Source organism: Pseudolabrys sp. (assembly GCF_050250095.1).
Taxonomy (GTDB): Bacteria; Pseudomonadota; Alphaproteobacteria; order Rhizobiales; family Xanthobacteraceae; genus Pseudolabrys.
Genome location: NZ_JBFWPH010000003.1, coordinates 32,221 through 58,065 on the forward strand (window position 1 = coordinate 32,221; position 25,845 = coordinate 58,065).

27 protein-coding genes are annotated in these 25,845 nt (G+C 65.9%); 11 read left to right on the forward strand and 16 right to left on the reverse strand.

The features are described from left to right. Positions 1-95: 95 nt before the first annotated feature. Positions 96-1,325, forward strand: coding sequence for a 5-aminolevulinate synthase (gene hemA, locus AB7F10_RS09610; RefSeq protein WP_428560137.1), 1,230 nt, complete (start codon positions 96-98; stop codon positions 1,323-1,325). Positions 1,326-1,331: 6 nt separating this feature from the next. Here the strand turns inward: hemA and AB7F10_RS09615 are convergent, their stop codons facing one another. Both AB7F10_RS09615 and AB7F10_RS09620 read right to left on the reverse strand, forming a co-directional pair. After that, on the reverse strand, positions 1,332-2,417 hold the full coding sequence (locus tag AB7F10_RS09615) for an AbrB family transcriptional regulator (RefSeq protein ID WP_428560139.1): 1,086 nt from the start codon (positions 2,415-2,417) through the stop codon (positions 1,332-1,334). A 102-nt stretch (positions 2,418-2,519) separates the two neighbouring features. After that, positions 2,520-4,634 carry a DUF294 nucleotidyltransferase-like domain-containing protein gene (locus AB7F10_RS09620; protein WP_428560141.1) on the reverse strand — a complete coding sequence of 705 codons (2,115 nt, stop codon included), beginning with the start codon at positions 4,632-4,634 and terminating at the stop codon, positions 2,520-2,522. Positions 4,635-4,833: 199 nt separating this feature from the next. Here AB7F10_RS09620 and AB7F10_RS09625 point away from each other — a divergent pair, with 199 nt between their 5' ends. After that, positions 4,834-8,382: a hybrid sensor histidine kinase/response regulator gene (locus AB7F10_RS09625; protein WP_428560143.1), complete on the forward strand. Its 3,549-nt coding sequence runs from the start codon at positions 4,834-4,836 to the stop codon at positions 8,380-8,382. Positions 8,383-8,400: 18 nt separating this feature from the next. Here the strand turns inward: AB7F10_RS09625 and AB7F10_RS09630 are convergent, their stop codons facing one another. After that, positions 8,401-9,096: a response regulator transcription factor gene (locus AB7F10_RS09630; RefSeq protein WP_428560146.1), complete on the reverse strand. Its 696-nt coding sequence runs from the start codon at positions 9,094-9,096 to the stop codon at positions 8,401-8,403. 465 nt (positions 9,097-9,561) lie between these two features. On the opposite strand from AB7F10_RS09630, the gene AB7F10_RS09635 reads away from it, so the two are divergent. From AB7F10_RS09635 to AB7F10_RS09645, 3 genes are all read left to right on the forward strand, one after another. Continuing rightward, complete coding sequence (locus tag AB7F10_RS09635) at positions 9,562-9,828, forward strand: DUF4212 domain-containing protein (RefSeq protein ID WP_428560148.1); 267 nt, start codon at positions 9,562-9,564, stop codon at positions 9,826-9,828. 15 nt (positions 9,829-9,843) lie between these two features. Further along, positions 9,844-11,658: a sodium:solute symporter family protein gene (locus AB7F10_RS09640; protein ID WP_428560151.1), complete on the forward strand. Its 1,815-nt coding sequence runs from the start codon at positions 9,844-9,846 to the stop codon at positions 11,656-11,658. Positions 11,659-11,735: 77 nt separating this feature from the next. Next, a complete protein-coding gene (locus AB7F10_RS09645) occupies positions 11,736-12,104 on the forward strand; it encodes a hypothetical protein (protein WP_428560154.1) in 369 nt (122 codons plus the stop codon). Positions 12,105-12,123: 19 nt separating this feature from the next. Here AB7F10_RS09645 and AB7F10_RS09650 read toward each other — a convergent pair whose 3' ends face one another. From AB7F10_RS09650 to AB7F10_RS09660, 3 genes are read right to left on the reverse strand one after another with little or no spacing between them, the layout of a single operon-like run. Continuing rightward, on the reverse strand, positions 12,124-12,786 hold the full coding sequence (locus AB7F10_RS09650) for a hypothetical protein (protein WP_428560156.1): 663 nt from the start codon (positions 12,784-12,786) through the stop codon (positions 12,124-12,126). A gap of 51 nt (positions 12,787-12,837) precedes the next feature. Then, on the reverse strand, positions 12,838-13,299 hold the full coding sequence (locus tag AB7F10_RS09655) for a secondary thiamine-phosphate synthase enzyme YjbQ (protein WP_428560158.1): 462 nt from the start codon (positions 13,297-13,299) through the stop codon (positions 12,838-12,840). A 19-nt stretch (positions 13,300-13,318) separates the two neighbouring features. Next, a complete protein-coding gene (locus tag AB7F10_RS09660) occupies positions 13,319-14,104 on the reverse strand; it encodes a hypothetical protein (protein WP_428560160.1) in 786 nt (261 codons plus the stop codon). A 246-nt stretch (positions 14,105-14,350) separates the two neighbouring features. Here AB7F10_RS09660 and AB7F10_RS09665 point away from each other — a divergent pair, with 246 nt between their 5' ends. The 6 genes from AB7F10_RS09665 to AB7F10_RS09690 all read left to right on the forward strand — a co-directional run bounded on the left by AB7F10_RS09665 (position 14,351) and on the right by AB7F10_RS09690 (position 17,723). Beyond that, positions 14,351-14,713: an AtpZ/AtpI family protein gene (locus AB7F10_RS09665; protein WP_428560162.1), complete on the forward strand. Its 363-nt coding sequence runs from the start codon at positions 14,351-14,353 to the stop codon at positions 14,711-14,713. 44 nt (positions 14,714-14,757) lie between these two features. Beyond that, complete coding sequence (locus AB7F10_RS09670; protein WP_428560164.1) at positions 14,758-15,510, forward strand: F0F1 ATP synthase subunit A; 753 nt, start codon at positions 14,758-14,760, stop codon at positions 15,508-15,510. Positions 15,511-15,550: 40 nt separating this feature from the next. Continuing rightward, positions 15,551-15,778, forward strand: a complete 228-nt coding sequence (locus tag AB7F10_RS09675) for a F0F1 ATP synthase subunit C (RefSeq protein ID WP_428560166.1) — start codon at positions 15,551-15,553, stop codon at positions 15,776-15,778. A gap of 19 nt (positions 15,779-15,797) precedes the next feature. After that, positions 15,798-16,334: a F0F1 ATP synthase subunit B gene (locus AB7F10_RS09680; protein WP_428560169.1), complete on the forward strand. Its 537-nt coding sequence runs from the start codon at positions 15,798-15,800 to the stop codon at positions 16,332-16,334. 11 nt (positions 16,335-16,345) lie between these two features. Next, on the forward strand, positions 16,346-16,831 hold the full coding sequence (locus AB7F10_RS09685) for an ATP F0F1 synthase subunit B (protein WP_428560171.1): 486 nt from the start codon (positions 16,346-16,348) through the stop codon (positions 16,829-16,831). A gap of 235 nt (positions 16,832-17,066) precedes the next feature. Further along, entirely contained in the window at positions 17,067-17,723 is a 657-nt protein-coding gene (locus AB7F10_RS09690) for an HAD family hydrolase (protein WP_428560173.1), read from the forward strand. Between the two features lie 9 nt (positions 17,724-17,732). Here AB7F10_RS09690 and AB7F10_RS09695 read toward each other — a convergent pair whose 3' ends face one another. From AB7F10_RS09695 to AB7F10_RS09740, 10 genes are all read right to left on the reverse strand, one after another. Then, the gene (locus tag AB7F10_RS09695) at positions 17,733-18,371 is read right to left on the reverse strand and encodes a hypothetical protein (protein WP_428560175.1); all 639 of its coding nucleotides are present in this window, start codon (positions 18,369-18,371) and stop codon (positions 17,733-17,735) included. A gap of 160 nt (positions 18,372-18,531) precedes the next feature. Next, positions 18,532-19,131, reverse strand: coding sequence for a GNAT family N-acetyltransferase (locus AB7F10_RS09700; protein WP_428560177.1), 600 nt, complete (start codon positions 19,129-19,131; stop codon positions 18,532-18,534). 27 nt (positions 19,132-19,158) lie between these two features. Further along, positions 19,159-20,430 (reverse strand): M16 family metallopeptidase, encoded by a 1,272-nt coding sequence (locus tag AB7F10_RS09705; RefSeq protein ID WP_428560179.1) that lies wholly within the window; start codon positions 20,428-20,430, stop codon positions 19,159-19,161. Beyond that, positions 20,427-21,842 carry a threonine synthase gene (gene thrC / locus AB7F10_RS09710; RefSeq protein WP_428560182.1) on the reverse strand — a complete coding sequence of 472 codons (1,416 nt, stop codon included), beginning with the start codon at positions 21,840-21,842 and terminating at the stop codon, positions 20,427-20,429. Before thrC ends, AB7F10_RS09705 begins: the two co-directional genes overlap by 4 nt. Before the next feature lie 103 nt (positions 21,843-21,945). After that, positions 21,946-22,692 carry an SURF1 family protein gene (locus tag AB7F10_RS09715; protein WP_428560184.1) on the reverse strand — a complete coding sequence of 249 codons (747 nt, stop codon included), beginning with the start codon at positions 22,690-22,692 and terminating at the stop codon, positions 21,946-21,948. After that, entirely contained in the window at positions 22,689-23,084 is a 396-nt protein-coding gene (locus AB7F10_RS09720) for a DUF983 domain-containing protein (protein ID WP_428560186.1), read from the reverse strand. Before AB7F10_RS09720 ends, AB7F10_RS09715 begins: the two co-directional genes overlap by 4 nt. An 89-nt stretch (positions 23,085-23,173) precedes the next feature. Further along, positions 23,174-24,028 (reverse strand): cytochrome c oxidase subunit 3, encoded by an 855-nt coding sequence (locus tag AB7F10_RS09725; RefSeq protein ID WP_428560188.1) that lies wholly within the window; start codon positions 24,026-24,028, stop codon positions 23,174-23,176. A gap of 52 nt (positions 24,029-24,080) precedes the next feature. Continuing rightward, on the reverse strand, positions 24,081-24,689 hold the full coding sequence (locus AB7F10_RS09730) for a cytochrome c oxidase assembly protein (protein WP_428560190.1): 609 nt from the start codon (positions 24,687-24,689) through the stop codon (positions 24,081-24,083). Continuing rightward, a complete protein-coding gene (locus AB7F10_RS09735) occupies positions 24,686-24,847 on the reverse strand; it encodes a CoxF protein (protein WP_428560193.1) in 162 nt (53 codons plus the stop codon). The genes AB7F10_RS09730 and AB7F10_RS09735 overlap by 4 nt, the downstream gene beginning before the upstream one ends. Before the next feature lie 15 nt (positions 24,848-24,862). After that, the gene (locus tag AB7F10_RS09740; protein ID WP_428560195.1) at positions 24,863-25,837 is read right to left on the reverse strand and encodes a heme o synthase; all 975 of its coding nucleotides are present in this window, start codon (positions 25,835-25,837) and stop codon (positions 24,863-24,865) included. Positions 25,838-25,845: the final 8 nt, after the last annotated feature.

The window sequence follows — 25,845 nt, forward strand, 5'->3', positions numbered from 1 at the left end:
AACGTCTTTTTTCGCATTGCGACGAATCTTGCCTCGACAAGCCAGATGGAACCCTTCTAAAAAGAGCCCACGGGCGTCGCGGAAGTACGAAAATCATGAATTACAACGACTTTTTCGCTCGGTCGCTGGATCAGCTGAGAAGCGAACGGCGCTACCGAGTCTTTGCCGATCTCGAGCGCATCGCCGGCCGTTTTCCGCACGCTTTCTGGCACTCGCCGGCCGGCCGCCGCGACGTCGTGATCTGGTGCTCCAACGACTATCTCGGCATGGGTCAGCATCCGAAGGTGGTCGGTGCGATGGTGGAAGCCGCCTCGCGCATGGGGACCGGCGCCGGCGGCACCCGCAACATCGCCGGCACCAATCATCCGCTGGTCGAGCTTGAGACCGAACTCGCCGACCTGCACGGCAAGGAAGCCGCCCTCGTCTTCACCTCTGGCTACATTTCGAACCAGACCGGCATCGCGACCATCGCGCGGCTGCTGCCGAACTGTCTGATCCTGTCCGACTCGCTCAACCACAATTCGATGATCGAAGGCGTGCGCCAGTCGGGCTGCGAAAGGCAGATCTGGGGCCACAACGATGTCGCGGGTCTCGAGCGCCTGCTGAAGGCTGCCGATCCGGCGCGTCCGAAGCTCATCGTGTTCGAAAGCCTCTATTCGATGGACGGCGACATCGCGCCGCTCCACGCGATCTGCGACCTTGCCGAGAAATACGGCGCGATGACCTATTGCGACGAAGTCCACGCGGTCGGCATGTACGGCCCGCGCGGCGGCGGCGTCGCCGAGCGCGACGGCGCAATGGCGCGCATCGACGTGCTCGAAGGCACGCTCGCCAAGGCGTTCGGCTGCCTCGGCGGCTACATCGCCGGCAGCCGTGACATGGTGGACGCGGTGCGCTCCTATGCCCCGGGCTTTATCTTCACCACCGCGCTGCCGCCGAGCATCTGCGCGGCGGCGACCGCCGCGATCCGCCATCTCAAGACCTCGTCTTGGGAGCGCGAGCGCCATCAGGACCGCGCCGGGCGCGTCAAGGCGGTGCTCACCGCCGCCGGCCTGCCGGTGATGGCGAGCGACACGCACATCGTGCCGCTGTTCGTCGGCGATCCCGAGAAGTGCAAGACCGCGAGCGACATGCTGCTCGCCGATCACGGCATCTATATCCAGCCGATCAATTATCCCACCGTGCCGCGCGGCAAGGAACGCCTGCGCATCACGCCGTCGCCTTATCACGACGACGCGCTGATCGACCGGCTCGCCGAGGCGCTCTCGGATGTGTGGGAGCGGCTCCAGCTGCCGCGCCGCGAGCGCGCGCTCGCCGCCGAGTAAACACGCTTAGTCCTTCCGGTCTTCGACGCCTTCCCTGCGCTTCGCCCGGGCCGCCGCATGCTTTGCGATGAGCGGCATGGTCAGCGAAACGAACAGGATGCGCGTGAGATGGTGCGCGCCGACATAGACCGGGTCGATATGCAGCGCGAGCGCCAGCACCATCATGGCGTCCACCGAACCCGGCGCAAAAGCGATCAACACATCGGCGACGTGCAGGTTCGACACCACCGCCACCAGCGCGCCTGCGAAGATCGCCATGAAAACCAGCGACACCGCGAACGAGCCGAACGCCGCGCCAACGAACTGCCACAGCATGCGGAACGGCGTGTTGGCGAAACGCGCGCCGACCACGCCGCCAAGCGCGATCATCACCGCATTGGCGACCCACCACGGCACCACGGCGTGAAACCAGCCGCCGCCGTGCAGCACCGCCGAGGTGAGCATCGCGCCGAACAGCAAGCCGCCGGGAAAGCGGATGAGATAAGCGACGATGGCGGCCACGGTTGAGGCCGCGATCAGGATCGCAAGCTCGCCGGCCTGCGAGGGATCGAACGCGCCGCCAAGTCCGCGCGTCACCGGCCCCGAAAGCCCGAAGATCAGCAGCAATGCCGGCAGCCCGACGGCGACGATCACCACGCGCAGCGTCTGCACGATGACGATGCGGCGCAGGTCGGCGTGCATCTCCGTCGCCACCGCGACCACCTGCGACATGCCGCCGGGCGCCGCGCCGAGCGACGCCGACACCGCGTCCCAGCCGTGCACGACCTGGAGATAATAGCCGCCGGCGTAACTGATGATCGCGGTCGCGACCACGAGCACCAGGACGCTCGCCGGATAGGTCGCGATGCCGTGCAGCGTTTCCGGCGTCACCAGCGCGCCGAGCGACACGCCGATCAGCACGAAGATCACCCGCGCCATCCACATCGGCACATACATCGGCCGCCCCGCGAGCGCGGCGATCGCGACCGACAGGATCGAGCCGGAAATCCAGCCCGCCGGGAACCCCGACAGCCCGAGCGCAAGCCCGCCGGCCGCGGCGATGGCCAGCGTTTCGGCGATGCGGACGAAAGCCGTGTCGATTGTCGGCGTCATCGGCGGAGTCGCGGCGGTCCGGACATGAAGGCGATCAATGCCGACGCGCGCCAGCTGCGTCAAATCATGGGGGCGTTGCGCCGGACGAAAGGCACCGCGCCGCTAGAACAGAAGATCCTGCGTCAACTGGTCGAGATGGCGGACGGATGACAGCGCCTCTTTCAGCCGGCTCCTGTCATGGGACGAAAGGTCTCTTACCGAGACCTTATTGCTGGGCGGGAGGCCGATATCGATATCAGCGATCTGCTGACGCAGGATCAGGTCGAGAAAAACCGCCTGCGCTCGCATCATTTCCGTGAGGTTGGTTTCGCCGCGGCCGAGCGCCGCGATGGCCGTCAGTCGCGCCGGCGTCGCGCGCTCGAGAATATGATGGCGAATCGCCAGCACGCGCGCCGCGGTGACGATCCCGAACAGTCCGGCTTTCTTCAGGTCGATCCGGCCGTGATCCGTGCGAATGCCGCCGAACATCGTGATGGACTCCGTAACGCCCCCGCTTGCTTCGGCCAGCAGCTTGGCGAAGGCGGCGTTGTCGCGCGCAAACTCGAACCCGTCGCGCCAGATTTCGACGGCGAGGCGCGCGTCGCCATGCACCGCGGCGAGATCGAAGAAGATGTCGACCGACAGCAGATCGGCCGGCTTCGAGCGCGTCACCCAGTCCGCAACCCGCCGCTTCCAGGTGGCCAGCGATCCCCGCCACGGCGGATTCTTCGCCATCACGCCGCCGGCACAATAAGGCACGCCGACCTCATCGAGAATATCGGCAACGATCGTCCCGAATTGCGCGAACCAGCGGTCCTCCGCGCCATCCGGCTCGCCTTCGGCAAAGACGAGCGCGTTATCCTGATCCATCGCCAGCAGGCTCTCGCCGCGCCCACCCGAACCCAGCACGCAGAGCGCGTAGGCGCACGGCGGCGGCCCCAGCCCGCCCGCCGCCATCTGTTGCTCGGCCAGAATTCCGGCTCGGCGCGTCACCGCGCCAAGCTCGCGCGAGATCACCGCAGCCACGTCGATGCCGGGAACCTCTTCCGCGACGAGCCCGCGGGCCGCGAGCGGCAGCCGCGCCCAGGCGGCGCCGAGCGCCGGAACATCGCCGGCCTCGTCGATGGCGTCGCCGAGGATGGTGGCTTCCTGCGCGCGCAGCCGCAGAAGATCGCGCGAGGTAATGATGCCGCTGACCTCGCCGTTCTCGTTCTCGACGCCGAGATGGCGCAGGCCGAGCCGGCTCATGCGGCCGAGCGCACGGTAGAGAAAGGCCGCTTCCGGCAGCGTGGCCAGCGGTCTGCTGGCAAACTCGGAGACCGGCCGGGCAAGGGCAAGCGGCCCCTTCTCGGCCAGCGCGCGCAGGACGTCCCGCTCGGTGACGATGCCGGTTTCCGCCGGACGCATCGGACTGGCCGGTGCGGCGGTGACCAGCAGCGACGAAATCTTGTCTTGCGTCATCCGCGTCAGCACCTCGCCGAGCGGCGTCGATGCGAGGACGAATTTCGGTGGCGCACGCATCACATCGCGCACACGATGACGATACGGATAGGCATCGATCCGCAGATAGGCGGATGATTCGCGCCGCGACGGCGGCCGCACCGCCTCCTCCCAGCCGGCGCGATGCTGCTCCTCCATCGTGCTGGTCAGCGCACGGCACGACTTCTCCGCCTCCGCGAGCGTGCGGATGTTGCCTTCGCGCAGCTTCGGCAGCAGCGCGAGGAAAATCCGCGCCGTCATCAGCGCGTCGCTGACCGCGGAGTGGCGCCCTTCGACCGGCAGACCGAGCCACCCGCAAAGATGTTCGAGCGAATGTCCGCCGAGATGCGGCTCCACCACCTGCGACAACAGCCGAGTGTCGAGCGTGCGCGGCGCCTGCCACGGCAATCCGGCCCGCCGGCATTCGCGCTTCAGCACCGCCAGATCGAAGCCGACCGTGTGTCCGATCACCACGGTATCGGCGCACATCGCGGCCACCGTCGGCCACAGCGCCGCGAAATCCGAAGCGCCTGCGACATCGGCGTCGCCGATCCGGTGAATGCGGGTCGAGGCCTCCGGGATCGGCTCGCCCGGATCGACCAGACTTCGAAAGACGTTGCGGTCATCGAGCCGGCCCATGTTGATGCGGACCGCGCCGAACTCGACAATCCGCGCGCGGGCGGGATCGAGGCCGGTGGTCTCGGTATCGATCACGACCGCGTCGAGCGCGATCAGCGGTGTGGTGCCTTTGTCCCGCATTATTGCTGCCGCCCCCGCGGCGCGCCCGGCCGGCGCCCTGAACCGTCGCCTATTATTGTACGGCCGAAGCCGTGCATCCCGATCTGGATCAAAATAGCGCAGCCGTCCGGTCGAGATCATGGACCTCGGCATCGATCTATGGTGACCTGTCCCCGCAAAAACCCTTGAGGAACGGGGGTCTAATCCCCGCAGGCGGAGCATGCTGCAAGGCTGGGTCGTGGTCGCCGTCGCGCTGGCCTATATCGGCCTGCTGTTTCTGGTCGCGAGCTACGGCGACCGGATCAGCAGCTTCAGCCGCGAACGGCGCACGCATCTTCTGATCTATCCGCTCTCGCTCGCGATCTACTGTACGTCGTGGACGTTCTTCGGCTCGGTCGGCCTGGCTTCGCGCACCGGCTATGACTTCCTGACGATCTATGTCGGTCCGATCGTCATGATCGGCCTGCTGTCGCCACTGATCGCGCGCATCGTGCAGCTCGCCAAGGCACAGAACATCACCTCGATCGCCGACTTCATCGCCGCCCGTTACGGCAAGGGCCAGGCGGTCGCGGCGACGGTGGCGCTGATCGCCATCATCGGCACCATTCCCTATATCGCGCTGCAATTGAAGGCGGTGTCCGCGTCGCTCGAAACCATTCTCGCGCAGGTCGAGCCGACCGCCGAAATCGGGCGTCCGCTGCTTGGCGACATCGCGCTCTATGTCGCGATGTCGATGGCGGCCTTCGCCGTGCTGTTCGGCACGCGCCATATCGACGCCACCGAACACCAGGACGGCCTGATGCTCGCGGTCGCGACCGAGTCCATCGTCAAGCTCGTCGCCTTTCTCGCGGTCGGCATCTTTGTCACGTTCTGGATGTTCGGCGGCCCGGTCGCACTGTTCACGGCAGCGCTTGAGCGCACCGACACCGCGATCGTGCTCGGCACCACGCCGCGGTTCGACTCGATCGCCGCGATGACGCTGCTGTCGTTCCTCGCCATCATCATGCTGCCGCGGCAATTCCACGTCGGCGTGGTGGAGAACAACAATCCGAGCGAGATCAAGCGCGCCACCTGGGTGTTCCCGGCCTATCTCGTCCTCATCAATCTGTTCGTGGTTCCGATCGCCATCGCCGGACTCCTCACCTTCGCGCCGGGCGAGGTCGACAGCGACATGTTCGTGCTGGCGCTGCCGTTGCGCAGCGAATCGAGCACCTTCACGCTGATCGCCTTCGTCGGCGGCTTGTCGGCGGCCACCGCGATGGTGATCGTGGAGTCGGTTGCGCTGTCGATCATGATCTCGAACGATATCGTGATGCCGTTCGTGCTGCAGCGCCGGGCCAAGCTGATCAGCGGGCGAGAGAACATCGGTTCGCTGCTGCTGACGGTCCGGCGTATCGCGATCTTCGGTATCCTGGCGCTTGCCTACATGTATTACCGCTCGGCGGGCGACGCACAGCTTGCCGCGATCGGCCTGTTGTCCTTTGCGGCGATTGCGCAGCTTGCGCCCGCCTTTTTCGGCGGCCTCGTCTGGCGGCGCGCCACCGCGCTCGGCGCCATCGCCGGCATGTCGGCCGGTTTCCTGATCTGGGCCTATACGTTGCTGTTGCCGAGTTTCGCCGACGCCGGCTTCGTCGGTCAGTTCCTGCTGACCGAAGGGCCGTGGGGCATTCACGCGCTGCGGCCGCAACACCTGTTCGGCCTCGACCTGCCGCCGCTCGTGCACGGCGTGATGTGGAGCCTCGCCTCCAACGTCGCCTGCTATGTCATCTTCTCGCTTGCGCGCGCGCCCTCGCCGATCGAGCGGCTTCAGGCCAACCTGTTCGTGCCGTCCGACCTCGCGCCGATGGCGCCGAGCTTCAGGCTGTGGCGATCGTCGGTTACCGTCGAAGAACTGACCGCCACCGTGGCGCGCTATCTCGGCGAGGAGCGAACCCGTAGTTCGTTCGCGAGTTTCGCTTCCGCCAACCGCATCAGCCTCGAACCCGGCGACGACGCCGACTTCCGCCTGATCCGCTATGCCGAACATCTGCTGGCGTCGGCGATCGGCGCCGCATCGTCGCGGCTGGTGCTGTCGATCCTGCTGCGCAAACGCACGGTGTCGACGCAGGCTGCGCTCAAGCTGCTGGACGACGCCAACACCGCCATTCAGTACAACCGCGAAATCCTGCAAACCGCGCTCGATCACGTCCGCCAGGGCATCGCGGTGTTCGACAAGGATATGCAGCTGATCTGCTGGAACCGGCAGTTCGGCGACATTCTCGACTTGCCGCCGAACCTGATCCGTGGCGGCATCGGGCTCGACGAAATCCTGCGCTTCAACGCGCGGCGCGGCGATGTCGCGCCGGACCGGATCGGCGAGACCGTCGCCGCGCAGATCGCCCGCTATATTTCTGCCGATGCGCCGTTCCTCGAGCGCTTCGCCGAGCGCGGCCTCGTCGTCGAGGTGCGCGCCAACCGCATGCCGGACGGCGGCATCGCGACGACTTTCACCGACATCACGCCAAGCGTCGAGGCGGCCGAGGCGCTCGAACGCGCCAACGAAACGCTCGAACGTCGTGTGCAGGAACGCACCGAGGAACTGACCCGCCTCAACACCGCGCTCGCGCATGCCAAGGCGACGGCGGACGAGGCCAATATCTCGAAGACGAAATTTCTCGCCGCCGCCAGCCACGATATTTTGCAACCGCTGAACGCCGCCCGGCTTTATGTGACGAGCCTGATCGAACGGCACAGCACGCCGGTCAGAACCGTGCCAGCCAAGAGCGCGCCCGACGCACAGCTGATCACCAACATCGACGCCTCGCTCGAAGCGGTCGAGGAAATCTTCGGCGCGCTGCTCGATATCTCGCGGCTCGACAGCGGCGTGCTGCGGCCGGAGCCGTCCGAGTTCCGGCTCGACGACCTGTTCCGCCAGATCGAGGTGGATTTCGCGCCGATGGCGCGCGCGAAGGACATCGACCTGAAGTTCGTGCGCAGTTCGCTGACGGTACGCAGCGACCGGCGCATGCTCCGCCGCATCGTGCAGAACCTCGTGTCCATCGCCGTGAAGTACACGCCAAGCGGCCGTGTGCTGGTCGGCTGCCGCCGCCGCGGCAACCAGGTTCGGATCGACGTCTACGATACCGGCGTCGGAATTCCCGTCGCCTACCGGCGCGAGATCTTCGCCGAGTTCCGCCGGCTCGACCATGGCGCGCGGATCGCGCGCGGCCTCGGCCTCGGCCTGTCGATCGTCGAGCGTTGCGCACGCGTGCTCGGCCACAAGGTCGAGGTCGATTCGGAAGAAGGCCGTGGCTCGCGTTTTTCCATCGGACTGCCGCGCGCCAGCGATATTCCGTTCTCGCCGCAGATCGCGCCGCGGATCGTCGACGATCCCGGTCAGCTTGCCGGCACGGTTGCGCTTTGCATCGACAACGAGCCGTCGATCCTCGACGGCATGGAGACGCTGCTGCGCGGCTGGAACTGCAAGGTACTCAAGGCGCCGGACCTGCAAACCGCCGTCGCGATGCTTCAGCAATTCGCGACGATGCCGAATGGCCTGCTGGTCGACTACCACCTCGACGAGGGCAATGGCATCGACGCGATCCGCAGTCTGCGCCAGCGGTTCGGCACGGCGCTCCCGGCGATCCTGATTACCGCCGACCGCAGCCTGCATGTGCGCGACGAGGCTCGCGCGGCCAACATTCAGCTTCTGCACAAGCCGGTCAAACCGGCGGCGCTGCGCGCCCTGCTCGCGCAATGGCGCGTACTGCGCGTCGCCGCGGCGGAATAGCCTTCGGCCGGTTTTCGGTCAGGCTTCGGTCGGTGCCGATTGCGGCCAATGGCCGGCTTCGATGCGGGCCGCGGCGATCACCGCCTGGGTGCGGCTCTCGACGCCGAGCTTCTGCAGGATAGCCGAGACGTGGGCCTTCACGGTTGCTTCCGACACGCCGAGCTGGAAAGCGATCTGCTTGTTGAGCAGGCCCTCCGACAACATCATCAGCACGCGCACCTGCTGCGGCGTCAGCGTCGCCATGCGCGACATCAGTTCGCCGGTCTCGCCGTCCGAGCCGCCACGCAGATCGACGTCGGGCGGCGTCCACACCCCGCCATTCAACACGCGCGAGATCGCCGCGCGCATCGCCTCGACGCCGAGCGTCTTCGGGATGAATCCCGACGCGCCGAATTCCATGCAGCGGCGGATGGCGGCCGGTTCGTCGTTGGCGGACACCACCATCACCGGAACGCCGGGATATTGCGCCCGCAGATACATCAGGCCGGAAAAGCCTCGCGCGCCCGGCATCGTGAGATCGAGCAGCACGAGGTCGACGTCGCCGCCGCGCTCAAGGAGATCGGCCACTTCGTCGAACGAGCCGGCCTCCGCGATGCCGACCTTCTCCAGAAGACCGGAGACCGCCTCCCGCATCGCGCCGCGGAAAAGCGGATGGTCGTCCGCGATCAGCAGACGGTAGGTCGAAATTTCAGTTGCGCGTTCTGCATCCGGCATCGGACAGGCCCCACCCTGTTCTGATGTCCATTAACACGAGTCCGAAGGAGCGGCGCCGGAATTTCAAATCCGCGCGCGCTCTCGATGGTGCGCCGCAGCAGAGAAAACGCCCAGCAACACGCGCTCTTATTGCACCGCGAAATCCACAGCCTCCGGCAGCTTCGCCAAAAGTCGAATAAGGCTGCTTCCTTTCGCGATGGTAGCTTTCAATCGATAGCCAACTCCTATTTGTACATGCGCAGTTGCTATCGGCCAAAAAAGACCGGCTCAGACCGGCGCTGGCCTGGGGGTGGGGGAAGCGAACATTCCCGAATTCGTTTTTTTCATCTCCCGCCGGAGTCCATCCGGCGCAGAAGCGGCAATTCCGGCAGAGCCGCGGCGCCGCGGCCGGCCGAAATCCGAAGCAAGCGTTCGGGGGCGACTTGGGTCAGCCGGCTGACTCAACAACAGGAGGAACGACAACACATGGCTTCAGATGACAGACAAAAAATCGACCAGCATTGGTCAAAGACACGCACACTCACGATCATCGTTCTGATCCTGTGGGCCATCTTTGCCTTCGTGCTGCCGTGGAACACCAAGGCGCTGAACGCCTACACGTTCATGGGCTTCCCGCTCGGCTTCTACTTCATCGCGCAGGGCTCGCTCATCGCCTTCGTCGTCATGATTTTCGCCCAGAACTGGTTTCAGGACAAAATCGACGACGAGTTCGGCTACCACGAAGACAAGTAACAAAGGGGATCGATCATGTTTCGACTGCAAGGCAGATTGGTCGATAACCTTCCAAAGGTTTACGGCCTCTACACCGGTGGCTTCATCATCTTCATCCTGCTGATGGCCGTCCTCGACAAGATGGGCGTGAGCCCGGCGACGATCGGCATTCTGTTCGTCGCCTTCACTATCGTCATCTATGCGGTGATCGGCTATCTCTCGCGCACGATGCAACTCGACGCCTACTACGTGGCGGGTCGAGAAGTGCCGGCCGTCTACAACGGCATGGCGACGGCGGCGGACTGGATGTCCGGCGCATCGTTCGTCGCGCTCGCGGGCGGCATCTACTTCGGCGGTTACGGCTACATGGGTTTCATCGTCGGCTGGACCGGCGGCTATGTGCTCGTCAACGCGCTGATGGCGCCCTACCTGCGCAAGTTCGGCTGCTACACCGTGCCGGATTTCATCGGCACCCGTTACGGCGGCAACACGGCGCGCTTCATCGCCGTGGTCATTCTCGTGGTCGCGTCCTTCACTTACGTGACCGCGCAGATCGACGCCTCCGGCACGATCGCGGCGCGCGCGCTGCAAATCAAGTACGAGACGGGCGTGTGGGTCGGCCTTGCGGCGATCCTGATGTGCTCGATGCTCGGCGGCATGCGAGCGGTGACGTGGACGCAGGTGGCCCAGTACATCGTGCTGATTATCGCCTATCTCGTGCCGATCATCTGGATGTCGAACCGTCAAGGCTTCGGCATCATCCCGCACTTCTCCTATGGCGAAGCAGTTCAGCGTATTCAGGAACTCGAGCCGGTGGTGAAGCTCGGCGCCAAGGCCACGGAAGCCTTTGCGGGCCGCTCCATCCTCACCGTGCCACAAATGGCCACGGGAGCGCCGATGGAGAGCTGGAAGTTCGCGACGCTGGCCTTCTGCATGATGGCCGGCACCGCGTCGCTTCCGCACATCCTGATGCGCTACTTCACCACGCCGTCCGTCCGGTCGGCGCGCAAGTCGGTGGCATGGTCGCTGTTCTTCATCTTCCTGCTGTACTTCTCGGCGCCGTGCCTTGCCACGCTCAGCAAGCTCCAGTTGCTCGATCCGAACCTCCCGACGGCCATCATCGGCAAGCCGTTCGCGGAAGTGGCGAACCTCGCCTGGATCAAGAACTGGTCCGCGGTGGGCATGGTCGCGATCTCCGACAGCAACAAGGATGGCATCCTGCAGCTCAACGAGTTCTTCATGCGTCCGGACATCGTCGTCCTGGCGACTCCTGAAATCGCTGGCCTGCCTTATGTCATCTCCGGCCTCGTCGCCGCCGGCGGCCTTGCCGCCGCGATGTCGACGGCGGACGGGCTGATCCTGGCGATCGCCAACGCGCTGAGCCACGACCTGTACTACAAGATGATCGACCCCAAAGCCGACGTGAGGCTGCGCCTCATCGTGGCTCGCGTTCTGCTGGTCGTCATCGGTGTGCTGGCCGCGTTCATCGCAAGCTTGCACATCACCGGCATCCTCGGCGCGGTGGCGTGGGCGTTCTGCTTCGCCTGCTCCGGCCTGTTCTTCCCACTCGTCCTCGGCGTGTGGTGGAAACGGGCGAACCGCGAAGGTGCGATCGCCGGCATGCTGTGCGGCTTCGTAGCCGGCTCCGCCTATCTGTACTATGTGCAGACCGGTGGCGCGCCGTGGTGGGGCATCGATGGCCTGCGCTTCGGCATGATCGGCATGCCGATCAGCCTCGTGGCGATGGTCGTCGTCACGCTGCTGACGCCGGCGCCCGATGCCGCGACGCAGAAGATGGTCGACGACACCCGTATTCCGACGGGCAAGACGATCCTCGACATGACGCACTGACCGGCAACGGTCCGACACGATACGGGGGGCGGGTCATTTCCCGCCCCCTTGTTTTACCGGGATGATAGAAGGCTACGATGGACACCTCGATCTCAACCGTTCCCCTTGCCAGTCTTCCGATCTGGGTCGTGATCATCGACTACGCCCTCGGCGTCATCATGTGGACGCTGATCGGCCGCGTGGCGATGAACATCTTCCTCCCGGAGAATTCCGAATTCTTCTTCATGAAGGTGTTCGTCAAGGCGACCAACCCGCTGATCAGGCTGTTCAAGCCGATCACGCCGAGCTTCCTGCTCGAGCCGCTGGTGCCGCTCTACGTGGCGTGGTTCTTCTTCATGATCCGCTTCTATCTGATGCCCTGGCTGCTCGGTTATTCGGTGCTGGGCATGCTGTCCTTCCCGCTGGAAGGCGAGATCTCCGCGCTGATCTATCACTATCTGAAGTAGCGGCGGCGACGCGCGGCGTTCAGTTCGCCCGTTGCGCCGACCAGTCGGCGACGATGGCCGCGGGCACGAGACGCTTGTTGAACTGCTCGCGGATATCGCGCCAGGCGAAGATCACCGAATTCTCGACGATCTCGCGGTCGAGCCGCTTCAACTGGTCGGCGATCGGCGCCCAGCGATAGAGCGCTGCAGGGCTTGCGGCGAAAATCTCCGGCTGCCGCGCCGCGGCACGCCACTCCGTCGCCGCAGCACGTTCCGCAAAAGCCGCCGCCGCCTCCGCTGCGTTGAACTCGGCCGGGGCGCCGTTCATTCCCGCAATCGACGCGTCGTAAATCCGTCGCGCCAGCGCAATCCGCACGTCATTGCCCGCCGGCTCGTCGTGCAGGCTGACGCCGACAGCATAAATCGTCAGGTCCGACAGACACGCCGCAAAGATATTGTGCCTGGCGATATTCAGCGACGCGATCATTGCCGGGTCGTCGAACATGGCGACATGGCGCGTGCCCATGCGCGTCTTGACGTAGCCGTAGAGCGTCTTCTGCGCCATGAAAGCCGAGCGCGACGCAACAAACGCCTGAAGGCCGGCGACGGATTCGATCGGCGCGCTGTCGCGCCCGATGCCGAACAGCGCCGGCACATGACGCAGGATTTCAGCCAAACGCTCGACGAATGACAGGTTCGACATGATCGATTCCGTAGCAAGCAGCACCGCGCCGAACAAGACGGCAAGAGGTCTCTATTTGGCCGTGCCGATGAACTGCAACGCGACCTCACGGCGGTGCGGCGCCGTGCGATGCTCGACAAGGTATATGCCCTGCCAGGTGCCGAGCACCGGCGCGCCGTCCTCGACCGGGATGGCGACCGACACGCCATTGAGCATCGACTTGACGTGCGCGGGCATGTCGTCGGGGCCTTCGCTGCCGTGGATCCAGCCGGCGTTGCGCGGCGCCAGCCGCTCGAGCGCCGTCATCAGATCGGTCTGCACGTCCGGGTCGGCGTTTTCCTGAATGACCAGTGACGCCGAGGTGTGCCGCAGATAAGCGAGCAGCATGCCCGCCGCCGCGCCGGCGTCGCGCAGGAAGGCGCGCACGTCGCGGGTGATGTCGGTGAAACCCGGGCCGCCCGTTTCGACGGTGAGCGCCGCGGACACCATGACCTGCGGCACCGACCTCGAGATGGGCGACAGGCGGGACGTCATGCGAACACCGGGCCGGCCATCAGCCTTTGCGCATCATGTCCGACTGAACCTGCGCGATCATCTCGACCAGCCTGCGCCAGGCGTCCGAAACGGCGCCGGCTGCGAGCGCGCAGGCGCGCTCATAGTCTTCTGCGGTCGGCATCCGCAGTTCGACCGACGGGCGCTCGGACGGCGGTGGAGACGGCGGCGGTGGCGGAGGCAGCGCGAGTTTCACCGCCCCGATCTCGGACCGGAGCGAATCGATCTCGGCCTTGAGCGCGCCGACTTCGTCCTTCAGCACGCTCCGCGCGGCCTGCGAGGCCGTCAGGCCCGACTTGAGCGTCGTGATCTCGTCCCGCAACGCCGCGACGTCGCGTTTGACCGGATCGATCGCGCCATCCAGCCGGTCGATTTGCTGTCCGAGGCGGCCGATCTCCTTGTCGAGCGCAAGACGACCCTCCGGCAGCGCCTGGCAGGTCCAGTCCGCGCCGCCGGCGTGGCAGACGGCGACCGCGCCTGTGTCGCCATCGAGCTTGAGCACCGTGTCGCCGACCCTGATGAATTGGAACCGCGCAGTCTGATTGGCCACGGGATCGACCGAAGGCTGCCGCGGCGTCTCCGGCGCGGTCGCCTGCGCGGCCGGCGGGGCGGTCAGGATGCGCGGCGCGGCGCCCGGCACCGCTGCCGGCGGAACGTCGGCTGTGGGCGGGGCGGCGTCCGATTGTCGCGGCGTCTGATCCTGCGCCAGCGCGGCAACGTCGGCCGCACCGGCCGCCAGTCCGAGCGCGAGGCAAAAGGCCATGCGAGCGGGCCATTTTGGCGTCATAAAACCCTCCCCGATCCGCAGCGATTCCACGCGAAAACTAGCATCGCCGCAGCGCCGGAAGAACCGCTTTGGACGGCCTCAATCCTTCGCCTAACGCGGCTCCATTTCCACCGGATTTCAATTAGTTACGCAATGGCGGGGGTTTCTTGACTCACCCCTACCCCCTCAGTATGGTCCGCGCGGTTTTGCGGGCGGCGGATTTGCGGGGCCTTGCAACGGTGCGAGTCGAAGGCACGGCTGGAAAGCATGGCTGACGGCGCGCGCGAAAACGATCCCCGCGGCAATTCATCGAACGACGAAGCCGCCCTCTCCGCGAGGCTCCGGCGTCTCGGCGACCGGCTCACCGAAGCGAGCCGGCCTGACGATCATGATGCCGCGCAGCCCCGATCGTCGACCGATCCGTCGATGATCGCCAGGGGCTTCCGGCTGTCATCCGAACTGGTGGCCGGTGTCATCGTTGGGGGGATTATCGGCTGGCTGCTCGACCGCTGGCTGGGAATCTCACCCTGGGGGTTGATCGTGTTTCTGCTGCTCGGCTTCGCAGCCGGGGTGTTGAATGTGATGCGCGCGGCCGGGGTCATCCGCCCGAACAGAATTGACGAGAACTAGCGAAAGCTGGTCTGAGGCAACGAGAACGAAGTCGAACGGAAATCATGGCCGACCCGATTCATCAGTTCCAGATCGTCGAGTATTTCCCCATCGCCAAGATCGGCGGGGCTGACATCGCCTTCACCAATTCGGCCGCGCACATGGCGGTCGCCGTCGGCGCCATCACCCTCTTCCTCGTCGGCGCCACCGCGAGCCGCAGCATGGTGCCGGGCCGCATGCAGTCCGCCGCCGAACTGCTCTACGAATTCGTTGCCACCACGATCCGCAGTACCGCCGGATCGGAAGGCATGCGCTTCTTCCCGTTCGTGTTCTCGATCTTCGCCTTCGTGCTGACCGTGAACATGATGGGCCTCGTCCCTTACGCCTTCACGGTGACGAGCCACATCATCATCACCGCCGCGCTTGCGATCACCGTCTTCCTCACGGTGCTGTTCTACGGCCTGTACCGGCACGGGTTGCACTTCTTCAACCTGTTCGTGCCGAAGGGCGTGCCGATCTACATCCTGCCGCTGATCGTGGCGATCGAGATTCTCTCGTTCCTGTCGCGGCCGATCTCGCACAGCGTGCGTCTGTTCGCTAACATGCTGGCGGGCCACATCACGCTCAAGGTTTTCGCAGGCTTCATCGTGCTGATGGGCTCGGCGCTCGGCGCGGTCGGCTGGGCCGGCGCGGTGCTGCCGTTCGGCATGATCGTCATCCTGATGGCGCTCGAAACCCTGGTGGCGTTCCTCCAGGCCTATGTGTTCGCCATCCTCACCTGCATCTACCTCAATGACGCAATTCACCCCGGTCACTGAAGGCCGGGCGGAAAACAGCTAGAACCAGAAGGAGTCGGTTATGGATCCAGTCGCAGCGAAGTACATTGGCGCGGGCATCGCCTGCATCGGCATGGGCGGCGCCGGCGTCGGCGTCGGCATCATTTTCGGCAACTACCTTGCCGCCGCCATTCGCAACCCGTCGGCCGCTCAGGGCCAGTTCGGCAACCTGATTTTCGGCTTCGCGATCACCGAAGCGCTCGGCATCTTCTCGCTGCTGATCGCGCTCCTCCTCCTGTTCGCGCTCTGAGATCGTAAGCGGCATCGCGATGGCCACCACAACAGCCCATACCGAACAACCTGCGGGTCACAAGGAGCCGTTTCCTCCTTTCAATTCGCACACGTTCGCGTCGCAGCTTTTCTGGCTGGTCATCACGTTTGTCCTGCTCTACGTGCTGATGTCGAAGCTCGCGCTGCCGCGCGTCAGCTCCGTCATCGACGCGCGCGCCAAGCGCATCGCCGACGATCTGGTGGCTGCGCAGAAGGCCAAGACCGAGTCCGACGAAGCGGTCGCGGCCTATGAAAAGGCGCTGGCGGATGCCCGCGCCCGCGCTCAGGCCATCGCCAGCGAGACCCGCGACAAGCACGCCGCGGAGGCCGAACGGAGCCGCAAGGCTCTGGAAGAGCAGCTCAACGGCAAGCTGGCGCAGGCCGAAGAGGTCATCAAGACGAACAAGACCGCCGCGATGGCCAATGTCAGCGGCATCGCCACCGACACCGCCAAGGCAATCGTCGCGCAGCTGATCGGAACTGCGCCGTCGGATCAGGCGGTCGCCGCCGCCGTCGACAAAGCCCTGAAACGCTAGGAAGCCGCGCAATGCTGCTTGAACCGGAAACCTGGGTTGCCATCGGCTTCGTCGTTTTCGTCGGCGGGCTGGGCTATATCGGCGTCCACAAGATGCTCGCCAAGGCGCTCGACGACCGCGGCAACCGCATCAAGGCCGAACTCGACGAAGCGGCAAAGCTGAAGAGCGAGGCGCTCGCACTGGTCGCCGAATACCGCCGCAAGCGCGAGGCCGCCGAGGGCGAGGCGCAGTCGATCATCGCCGGCGCCAAGGCGGAAGCCGAGCGTATGGCAGCCGAAGCGCAGGCCAAGGCGGAGGAATTCGTCGCACGCCGCACCAAGATGGCGGAAACCAAGATCGCCCAGGCCGAAGCCCAGGCGGTCGCCGACGTGCGCAACGCCGCGGCCGAAGCCGCCGTCGCCGCCGCCGAGCAGATCCTGCGCGAGCAGACGACCGGCCAGGTGGCCGCCGACCTGATCGCAAAGGGCATTGCCGACATCGGCAAGAAGCTCAACTGACAATCCAGATGAGTCAGGATTGCTGTCCCGGCCGCCGCAATTGCGGCCAGGGCATGAATCGCCGTTGTCCCTAACGGGCTTTTCCCCGCTAATTCCCGCCGTGCTGTGAAAAAAGCCGCCTGGCGGCGCTCCCGCCGCATTGTCAGGCGCGGACGCCGGTCTAGATTGGCGCAACTGATTCGTCCGAATCGATAGTCGCGTAACCCAGATTGCCGAACGCGGCGTCGGAGGACCTGTGATTATTTTCGACTGCAATGGGGTGCTGGTCGACAGCGAGCGGATCGCAACCGCGGTCGCGTCGGAAGAACTCATGCAGGCCGGTTTCGGCCTCACGCCCGAGGTCATCGCGCACTACTTCACCGGCCGCCGTCCGACCGACATGTATCAGGCGATCGAGCAGGCGGCGGGGCGCAATCTGCCGGCCGACTTCATCGGCCGCGTTACCGCCGCGACGCTCAGGCGGTTCCGGCAGGAGCTGCGCGCCACCAGCCACGTCGCTACCGCACTGTCGTGGCTGCGCGGCCCGAAATGCGTCGCCTCGTCGTCGCCGATCGACCGCATCCGCACCAGCCTCGATACCACCGACCTGCTGCGTTTCTTCGATCCTTATCTCTTCTCGGCCAGCGACGTGCGCAACGGCAAGCCGGCGCCGGATCTCTTTATCTATGTCGCGCAGAAGATGAGCGTCGAACCCCGCGACTGCATCGTCGTCGAGGACTCTCCCGTCGGCGTCGCAGCCGCCAACGCCGCGGGAATGACGGTGGTCGGCTTTGCCGGCGGCAGCCATGCGCAAGGCAAGCTCGCCGGTCAGCTCACAAGCGCCGGCGCGCGCACGGTGATCGCCGACATGCGGCTCCTGAAGGGCACGATTTCCGCGCTGCGCGGCTGGTAGGCGGTAGTCCTAGCGCCGCTTGCGCGACGTCGCCCTCGGCTTTTTCGCCGGCTCGAGCGCCTGCTGATCGTAGCCGACATAGACGATATAGGAATCGATGTCGCCGGCCGGCCGCGGCATCGGGAACGAAATTTCCGGATCGATATGCGTGAAGGTCGCGCCGGCGGAACCATCCGTCACCGCAACGGCAAGCCGCGCAAGCTTCGACAACACGACCTTCGGCTGCGGACCCTCGTGCACGACGGCGATGCGCAGCGGAACGTCGACCTGGCCCGGTCCGCCAGCCGGCCCGGTGATGATGCGACCCTCGATACCCACTTTCATCGTCACGATGCCGGCGGCGTATTTGCATTCGCGCGCCGTGTTGACGATGCTGCCCTGATATTTCAGCGAGAGCGGTGAGTCCGCTTCCGCTTTCTTCGTCTTGTCGACGATGATCAGCGTCGAGGTTCCGGTCCGCACCGTGACGTTCGGACACTCGAAATCGCTGGCGTCCGTGATGCCCTGATTGGCGGCCGTGGCCGGCGACGCCGGCGCCTGCGGCGCGGTCGAGAAGATCGACGAGGATGACGACGGCGTCATCGATTCCGGCAGCACGCTCGACATCGACGAGCAGCCACCCGCCGCCAGCGCGAACAGCAGGGCCACGGCAGTCGTGCCGGCCGTCCGTTGGCGAGAATTCCCGATAACACCCATCGCAACAACACTCCGCTCGTCTTCGTTCCGGCCTTTATAGCAAACCGACCTTGGCAATCCCAAGGCTCGGTTGCCGGCCCGAATATCGAACCGCCGCCGTTTCATCGAAACCTCAGTGCCCGGCCGGCTGCGGCGCGCTGTCGCGCAGCCGCGCGTAAAGCAGGTGATCCTGCCAGGCGCCGTTAATGCAGAGATATTCGCGGGCGTAGCCCTCGCGCACGAAGCCGCATTTTTCCAGCAGGCGGATCGACGGGGTGTTGGTTGGAATGCACGCCGCCTCCAGCCGATGCAGCCGCAGGGTCGAAAATGAAAAGGGCAGCACCGTCCGCACCGCCGCGGTCATGTAGCCGCAGCGAACGAAGGGCTGCCCGATCCAGTAGCCGACGCTGCCGGCCTGCGCCACACCGCGGCGGATATTGGCGATCGTCAGCCCGCCGACCAGCGAATTGGTGTCGGCCCGGAAAATCAGAAAGGCATAGGACTGGTCGTTGCGCTGGTCTTCGACGTAGCGCTTGACGCGGCGGCGGAACGCGGCGCGGCTCAAATCGTCGGACGGCCACACCGGCTCCCACGGCGTCAGGAAGTCGCGGCTTCGTTCGCGCAACGACGCCCATTCCGCGTAGTCCGTCATCTGCGGCGCACGCAAAAGAACGCCCTCGCCGGCAAGCGTCGGCGACGTTTCGTTGAAACTGACGGCTCGAAAAAACGCCATCGGCGCTGCCCGTGGACGCGGGCGCGATCAGGCCGCCCTGCGGATCAGAGTTTCAGCAATTGCGGCTGTCTTTTCAAGACCTTGGCCGGGGCCGAGGGCGGAGACCGCGGGCCTGCCGCGCCCGATCAGCAGGCGGCCGGCGGCGCGCGCGCTGGCGGCCGTCACCGCCTCGATCTTGGCGACGATCTCTTCCAGCGGCACCGGGCGGCCATAGGCGATCAACTGGCGCGCGAGCTGCTCGGCGCGGGCGCCGGAGCTTTCCAGCGCCATCAACAGGCCGGCCTTCATCTGCGCCTTGGCGCGGGCGACCTCGCCGTCCGAAATCGTTTCGGTGGCGTCGGCGATCTGGTCGATCACGACTTTCATCAGTTCCGGCGCGTCGGCGCTGTCGGTGCCCGAATAAAGCCCGAACAGCCCGGTGTCCGAATAAGGCATGTGGAAGGCGCTGATCGTGTAGCAAAGCCCGCGCTTCTCGCGCACCTCCTGGAACAGCCGCGAGGACATCCCGCCGCCGAGCACAATGGTGAAAACCTGAAGGCTGTAGAGATCCGGGTGCTTGATCGGCAGCCCCTGCAGCGCCATGGCGATGTGGGCCTGCTCGAGGTCGCGCGTCTCGACACGGGTGCCGCCGCCGAACGTCGCGGGAGCCGGCACCGGCGCCGCCGGACCGGCGAAGCTGCCGAAACGCCGCTGCACCTCGTCGACGACCGCCCGGTGCTGCACCGCGCCGGTCGCCGCCACCACCATGTCGGGGGCGCGATAGTTCCGCGCGAGATAGGCGCGCAGCCGCTCCGGATTGAATGAGCGCACCGTCTCCGGCGTACCGAGGATCGAGCGGCCAACCGGCTGGTCGGGGAACGCAGTTTCCTGAAGCCGGTCGAACACCACATCGTCCGGCGCATCCTCGGTAGCACCGATCTCCTGCACGATCACGTTTTGCTCGCGCGCGAGTTCGGCCGGATCGAAGCTCGGATCGGACAGGATGTCCGACAGCACGTCGATCGCCAACGGTACGTCGGCGCGCAGCACGCGGGCGTAGTAGGCGGTGGTCTCCACGCTGGTCGCGGCGTTCAGATCGCCGCCGACCGCCTCGATCTCCTCGGCGATCGCGCGGGCGCTGCGGCGCGTCGTGCCCTTGAAAGCCATATGTTCGAGCAGATGCGAAATGCCGTGCTCGTCGGCAAGTTCGTCGCGGCTTCCCGAGCCAACCCAGACGCCGAGCGAGGCGGTTTCCAGATGCGGCATCTCGTCGGTCACGATGGTGAGACCGGACGGAAGACGGGTGACTTCGACGCTCATGCCATTGCTCCCTGTCGCGCAGCGCGCGACGCACTCGCTACAAACTTCTCGACCGCCGCCTGGTCGGCCGGAAGGGTCGTAAACTGCTCCTTGCGCGACATCAGGTCGCCAAGCCAATCCGGCAAGGCCGGTCGCACCCCGCAGGCGGCCTCGACCGCGTCCGGGAATTTGGCCGGGTGCGCGGTCGACAGCGCGACCATCGGCACGGCCGGATTGCGGTTCTCTTTCTCGATCACGGCGAGGCCGACCGCGGTGTGCGGATCGACGACATAACCGCTCTCCCGCCGCACGGCGCGCATGGTCGCCGCCGTCTCATCCTCATCGGCGCGGCCGGCGCTGAAGCGCTTGCGGATTTCGCCGAGCGCGGCCGACGACAGCGTGAAACTCCTGGACTGCGCGAGCGAGCCCATCAACGCGCGCACCGGCGCGGCGTCGCGGCCGTAGGCGTCGAACAGCAGCCGCTCGAAATTCGACGACACCTGAATATCCATCGAGGGCGACGCGGTCGCGACGACCTCGCGGATGTCATAGGTGCCGGACGTCAGCGTCCGCGCCAGAATGTCGTTGACGTTGGTGGCGACCACCAGCCGGTCGATGGGCAAACCCATGCGGGCCGCGGCATAGCCGGCGAAGATGTCGCCGAAATTGCCGGTCGGCACCGTGAAGGCGACCTTGCGATGCGGGCTGCCCAGCGCAACCGCCGACGTGAAGTAGTAGACGATCTGCGCGACGATCCGCGCCCAGTTGATCGAATTGACGCCCGACAGCCGCACGCGGTCGCGGAAGGCGTGATGATTGAACATGCCCTTCACCAGCGCCTGGCAATCGTCGAACGTGCCTTCGATGGCGAGCGCGTGAACGTTGGGGTCGTTCGCCGTCGTCATCATCATGCGCTGAACGTCGGAGACGCGGCCGTGCGGGAAAAGCGCCACCACATCGATCTGCGAACGGCCGCGGAAGGCCTCGACCGCAGCGCCGCCGGTGTCGCCGGAGGTCGCGACCGCGATCGTGGTGCGCTCGCCGCGCTCGCGCAGCACATGGTCCATCAGCCGCGCGACGAGCTGCATGGCGAGATCCTTGAACGCCAACGTCGGCCCGTGGAACAGCTCGAGCACGAAGACGTCGGGCCGCAACTGAACGAGCGGCGCGGTCGCCGGATGACGGAAATCGCCATAAGCCTCGCGGCACATGCGGGCGAGATCGGCGTCGGCGATGGTGCCGCCAGTGAAAAGGCGGATCACCTCGAAGGCGGCGTCGGCATAAGGCCGGCCGGCCAGCTTCGCGATGTCGGCGGCCGGGATCTGCGGCCAGCTCTCGGGCACATAGAGACCGCCGTCGCGGGCCAGGCCCGCGAGCATGACATCGACAAACCCGAGCGGGGCCGCCTCGCCCCGTGTTGAGACATAACGCATTGAATTCGCTTTAGATTTTCGGCAGACAGTATGCGTCAGCGGATACTGTCAACAATCCGCGCACAGTAGCCGCGCAGGCCGGCTTTCACAAGAAAGCGCCTATTCAGGGCGATTTCCGCCGCCGGCCGAACAGCCAGACCAGATAAACAGCGGCAAGACCCGCCGCGAGCGCGAACCAGGTCAGCGCATATTGCAGATGGTTGTTCGTCAGCCGGATCGTCCTGATCGGGGCGACGCGCGGCAGGCCGCCCGCCAGCTGCGGCGCTTCCATGTCGATGTAGAACGGCGCGACCGCGCCCCAGCCTTTCGCCGCCGCGATCGCCGCGGGATCGCGGGCATACCAGACATTGCCGCGCGCATCGTCGTCCGGCGTGAACAGGCCGCGCCGCTCGGGCCAGCGCATCAGGCCGGTGACGTCGACCACGCCATCCACCGCGCTTTGCGGCCGGCTGTCCGGCGCCTTGCGATCCGCCGGCACGAAGCCGCGGTTGACGAGAACGATGCCGCCGCCGGCAAGCCGCGCCGGCGCGAACACCCAGTAGCCGAGACCCTTCACGTCGCTGCGCAACGCGCTGCCGGTCGCATAGACCAGCGCCTCCTGCCCCGCGATGAAGTCGGCGCTGAAGTTGACGCGGCGAAATTCATCATTCGCCTGCGCGAGCGCCGGCCAGCGCGGCGGCGGCGGCAGCGCGACCGGCGAGGCGGCAAGCCGCGCATCAAGCGTCGCGATCAGACCTTCTTTCCACCTCAGCCGCTCGAGCTGCCAGACACCGAGGCCGATCAGCACGGCGACGCCGCAGAGCGCGAAAAGCGTCGGGAAAGCCAGGCTTCGCGTCGTGTCGTCCGTCATTGACTGTCGTTTCGCCGCTCGAGCCGCCCCTCGGCCGCCCTGTGGTGATATTGCAGGGCGATCAGCAGTCCCTTGACCATCCGCAGCGGCAATAATGTGACGGTCAGAATCAGCGGCAACCACAGCGCCGCGTGCAGCCAGAACGGCGGCTGGAACACAACCTCGGTCAGAAGCGCCACGAACACCACGACCGCGCCGCCGATCATGATGACGAAGACCGCCGGCCCGTCGCCGGCGTCGGCGAAGCCGAAATCGAGAGCACAGGATTCGCAGCGCTCCCGCAGATTGAGGAAGCCGCGGAACATCGAGCCTTGCCCGCAACGCGGACAGCGGCCGAGCAGACCGCGGACGATCGGCAGGCGGCCCGGCGCAAATTTCTGAAATTCGTTCATCGGATCGACCTCACGCGGACCTTCTTCAAAGCAAAAGGGCGGCCCGTGGGAGCCGCCCCCTGCAATCCTCAAATGCGACGGCGGCCGCGTCAGTGTCCGCCGGCCCCGGCGTGAGCGCCGGCGCCCCAGACATAGATGCAGACGAACAGGAACAGCCACACCACGTCGACGAAGTGCCAGTACCACGCGGCGAACTCGAAGCCGAGATGCTGCTTGGAATTGAAATGCCCGGCGAGTGCCCGGAACAGGCACACGATCAGGAACAGCGAGCCGATGATGACATGCGCGCCGTGGAAGCCGGTCGCCATGAAGAAAGTGGCACCGTAGATGTTGCCTTTGAAGGCGAAGGCCGCATGCATGTATTCGAACGCCTGCACGCAGGTGAAGGTCAGGCCGAGCGCGATGGTGAGGATCAGGCCCCACTTGAGGCCTTCGCGATCGTCCTCCAGCAGCGCGTGATGCGCCCAGGTCACCGTGGTGCCCGAGGTGAGCAGGATCAGCGTGTTCAGCAGCGGCAGGTGCCAGGGATCGAAGGTCTCGATGCCCTTCGGCGGCCACACGCCGCCGGTGAAGGCAAGCCGGCCGACCTCGTGAGCCTCGCCGGGAAACAGCGCGGTGTTGAAGTAGGCCCAGAACCAGGCGACGAAGAACATCACCTCGGAGGCGATGAACAGGATCATGCCGTAGCGGTGCGAGATCTGCACCACGCGGGTGTGATAGCCGCCATGCTCCGCCTCGCGGATCACGTCGCGCCACCAGGCGATGAAGGTATAGAGCACGCCGATGACGCCGACGCCGAACACCAGCGGCGCGGCGGCGAAGGAGTGGTGCATCCAGGTGATCGCGCCGACCGCCATCACGAAAGCCGAAACCGAGCCGACCGCCGGCCACGGGCTGGGGTCGACCAGGTGGTAATCGTGGTGCTTGGTATGAGCCTCAGCCATCGTCGTCTCCGTTCCGATTCCTCATGCGGCGTGGGTCACGCCGGCCTCATTCCTAAAGCTTGCCCGAAGGCTTGCCAGTCTTGACCTCCGCGAGCGGCCGCGCCGGCTGCTGCAGAGGAAAAAACGTGTAAGACAGCGTGATCGTGTTCAGCGTGTCCTGGTCGCGATCCTCGGCGAGCTTGGGATCGACGTAGAACACCACCGCCATCTCGCGCGTTTCGCCCGGCGCCATCTGCTGCTCGGTGAAACAGAAGCAGTTGATCTTCTGGAAATAGATGCCGACCGTCGGCGGCGAGACGTTGTAGGACGCCTGCGCCAGGGTCTGGCGGGCGGACTCGTTGATCACCTTGTAGTAAGCGGTCGCCACCTCACCGATCTTGACGGTGATTTCGTTCTTTTCCGGCACGAACTTCCACGGCAGCCCGGCCGCGACGTTGCCGTCGAACCGCACTGCGATCGTGCGGTCGAGCACCTTGCCGGGCGCGGCATGCGCGACCTGTGTGGTGCCGCCGAAGCCGGTGGTACGGCAGAACCAGTTATAGAGCGGCACCGCGGCATAGGCCGCGCCGACCATCGCGGCGGCGACGAAGCCGAAGCCGCCGGCAACGATGAGATCGCGGCGGGTGGTGGAACGCTTGTGGGCCGAAGGCTTGTTGGTCATAGCGGGCGCACCAGAACGCCTGGCCCCTTCACCAGCGTGATGACGTAGAACAGCACGACCAGCGCGGCGAGCACCAGCGCGAGCGCAATGGAGCGGCTGCGGCGCGCCTTCTTTTGCGCCTCGGTAAGAACGATGCCCTCGTCATCGCGCTGATTCATCACAGCGTCCATGGGTTACGCGGCGAACCGGAGAAGCGCGCCGCCCCAGCCCTGCTCCGCCAGCAGAACGGCGAACAGCAGGAACAGGTACAGGATCGAAAAGGCGAACAGGTTCCGGCACGCGCGCTCCTGCGGCGCCCGCTCCCGGTAGACCTGGACGGCGAGCGCGAGCATCGCCGCGCCGGTGACCACCGCCGTCACGCCGTAGATGACGCCGGCGAAGCCGAGCATCCAGGGCGCGACGCCAAGCGGCACGAGAACCAGCGTATAGATCAAAATTTGCAGCCGCGTCGTCGCATCGCCGGCGACCACCGGCAGCATCGGCACCCCGGCGCGCGCGTAATCGTCCTTCTTGTAGATCGCCAGCGCCCAGAAGTGCGGCGGCGTCCAGAAGAAGATGATGAGGAACAGGACCAGCGGCTCGATCGCGAGCGATCCGGTCACGGCCGCCCAGCCGATCATCGGCGGAAAGGCGCCGGCGGCGCCGCCGATCACGATGTTCTGCGGCGTGCCGCGCTTGAGCCACGCGGTGTAGATGACGGCATAGAAGAAGATCGTGAAGGCGAGCAGACCCGCGGCCAGCAGGTTTACCATCAGGCCGAGCGTCACCACCGCGAAGCCCGACAGGACCAGACCGAAGGCGAGCGCCTCACCCGGCTGCACGCGACCGGCGGGAATCGGCCGGGTGCGCGTCCGCGTCATCTGCGCGTCGATGTCGGCGTCGTACCACATGTTCAGCGCGCCGGCCGCGCCGGCGCCGACGGCGATGCACAACAGCGCCGTGAACGCCATCACCGGATGGATCGCGCCCGGCGCGATGGCGAGGCCGGTGAAGGCGGTGAACACCACGAGCGACATCACCCGCGGCTTCAGGAGCCGGAAGTAGTCGCCCGCGCTCGCAAGGCTCGGCTCGGCCGGACCGCCATGCGACAGCGCCGCCGCGGAACCGAGCGGTCCGCGGAAATCGGCGCCTTCGCTGACGAGCGACATGATCCGTA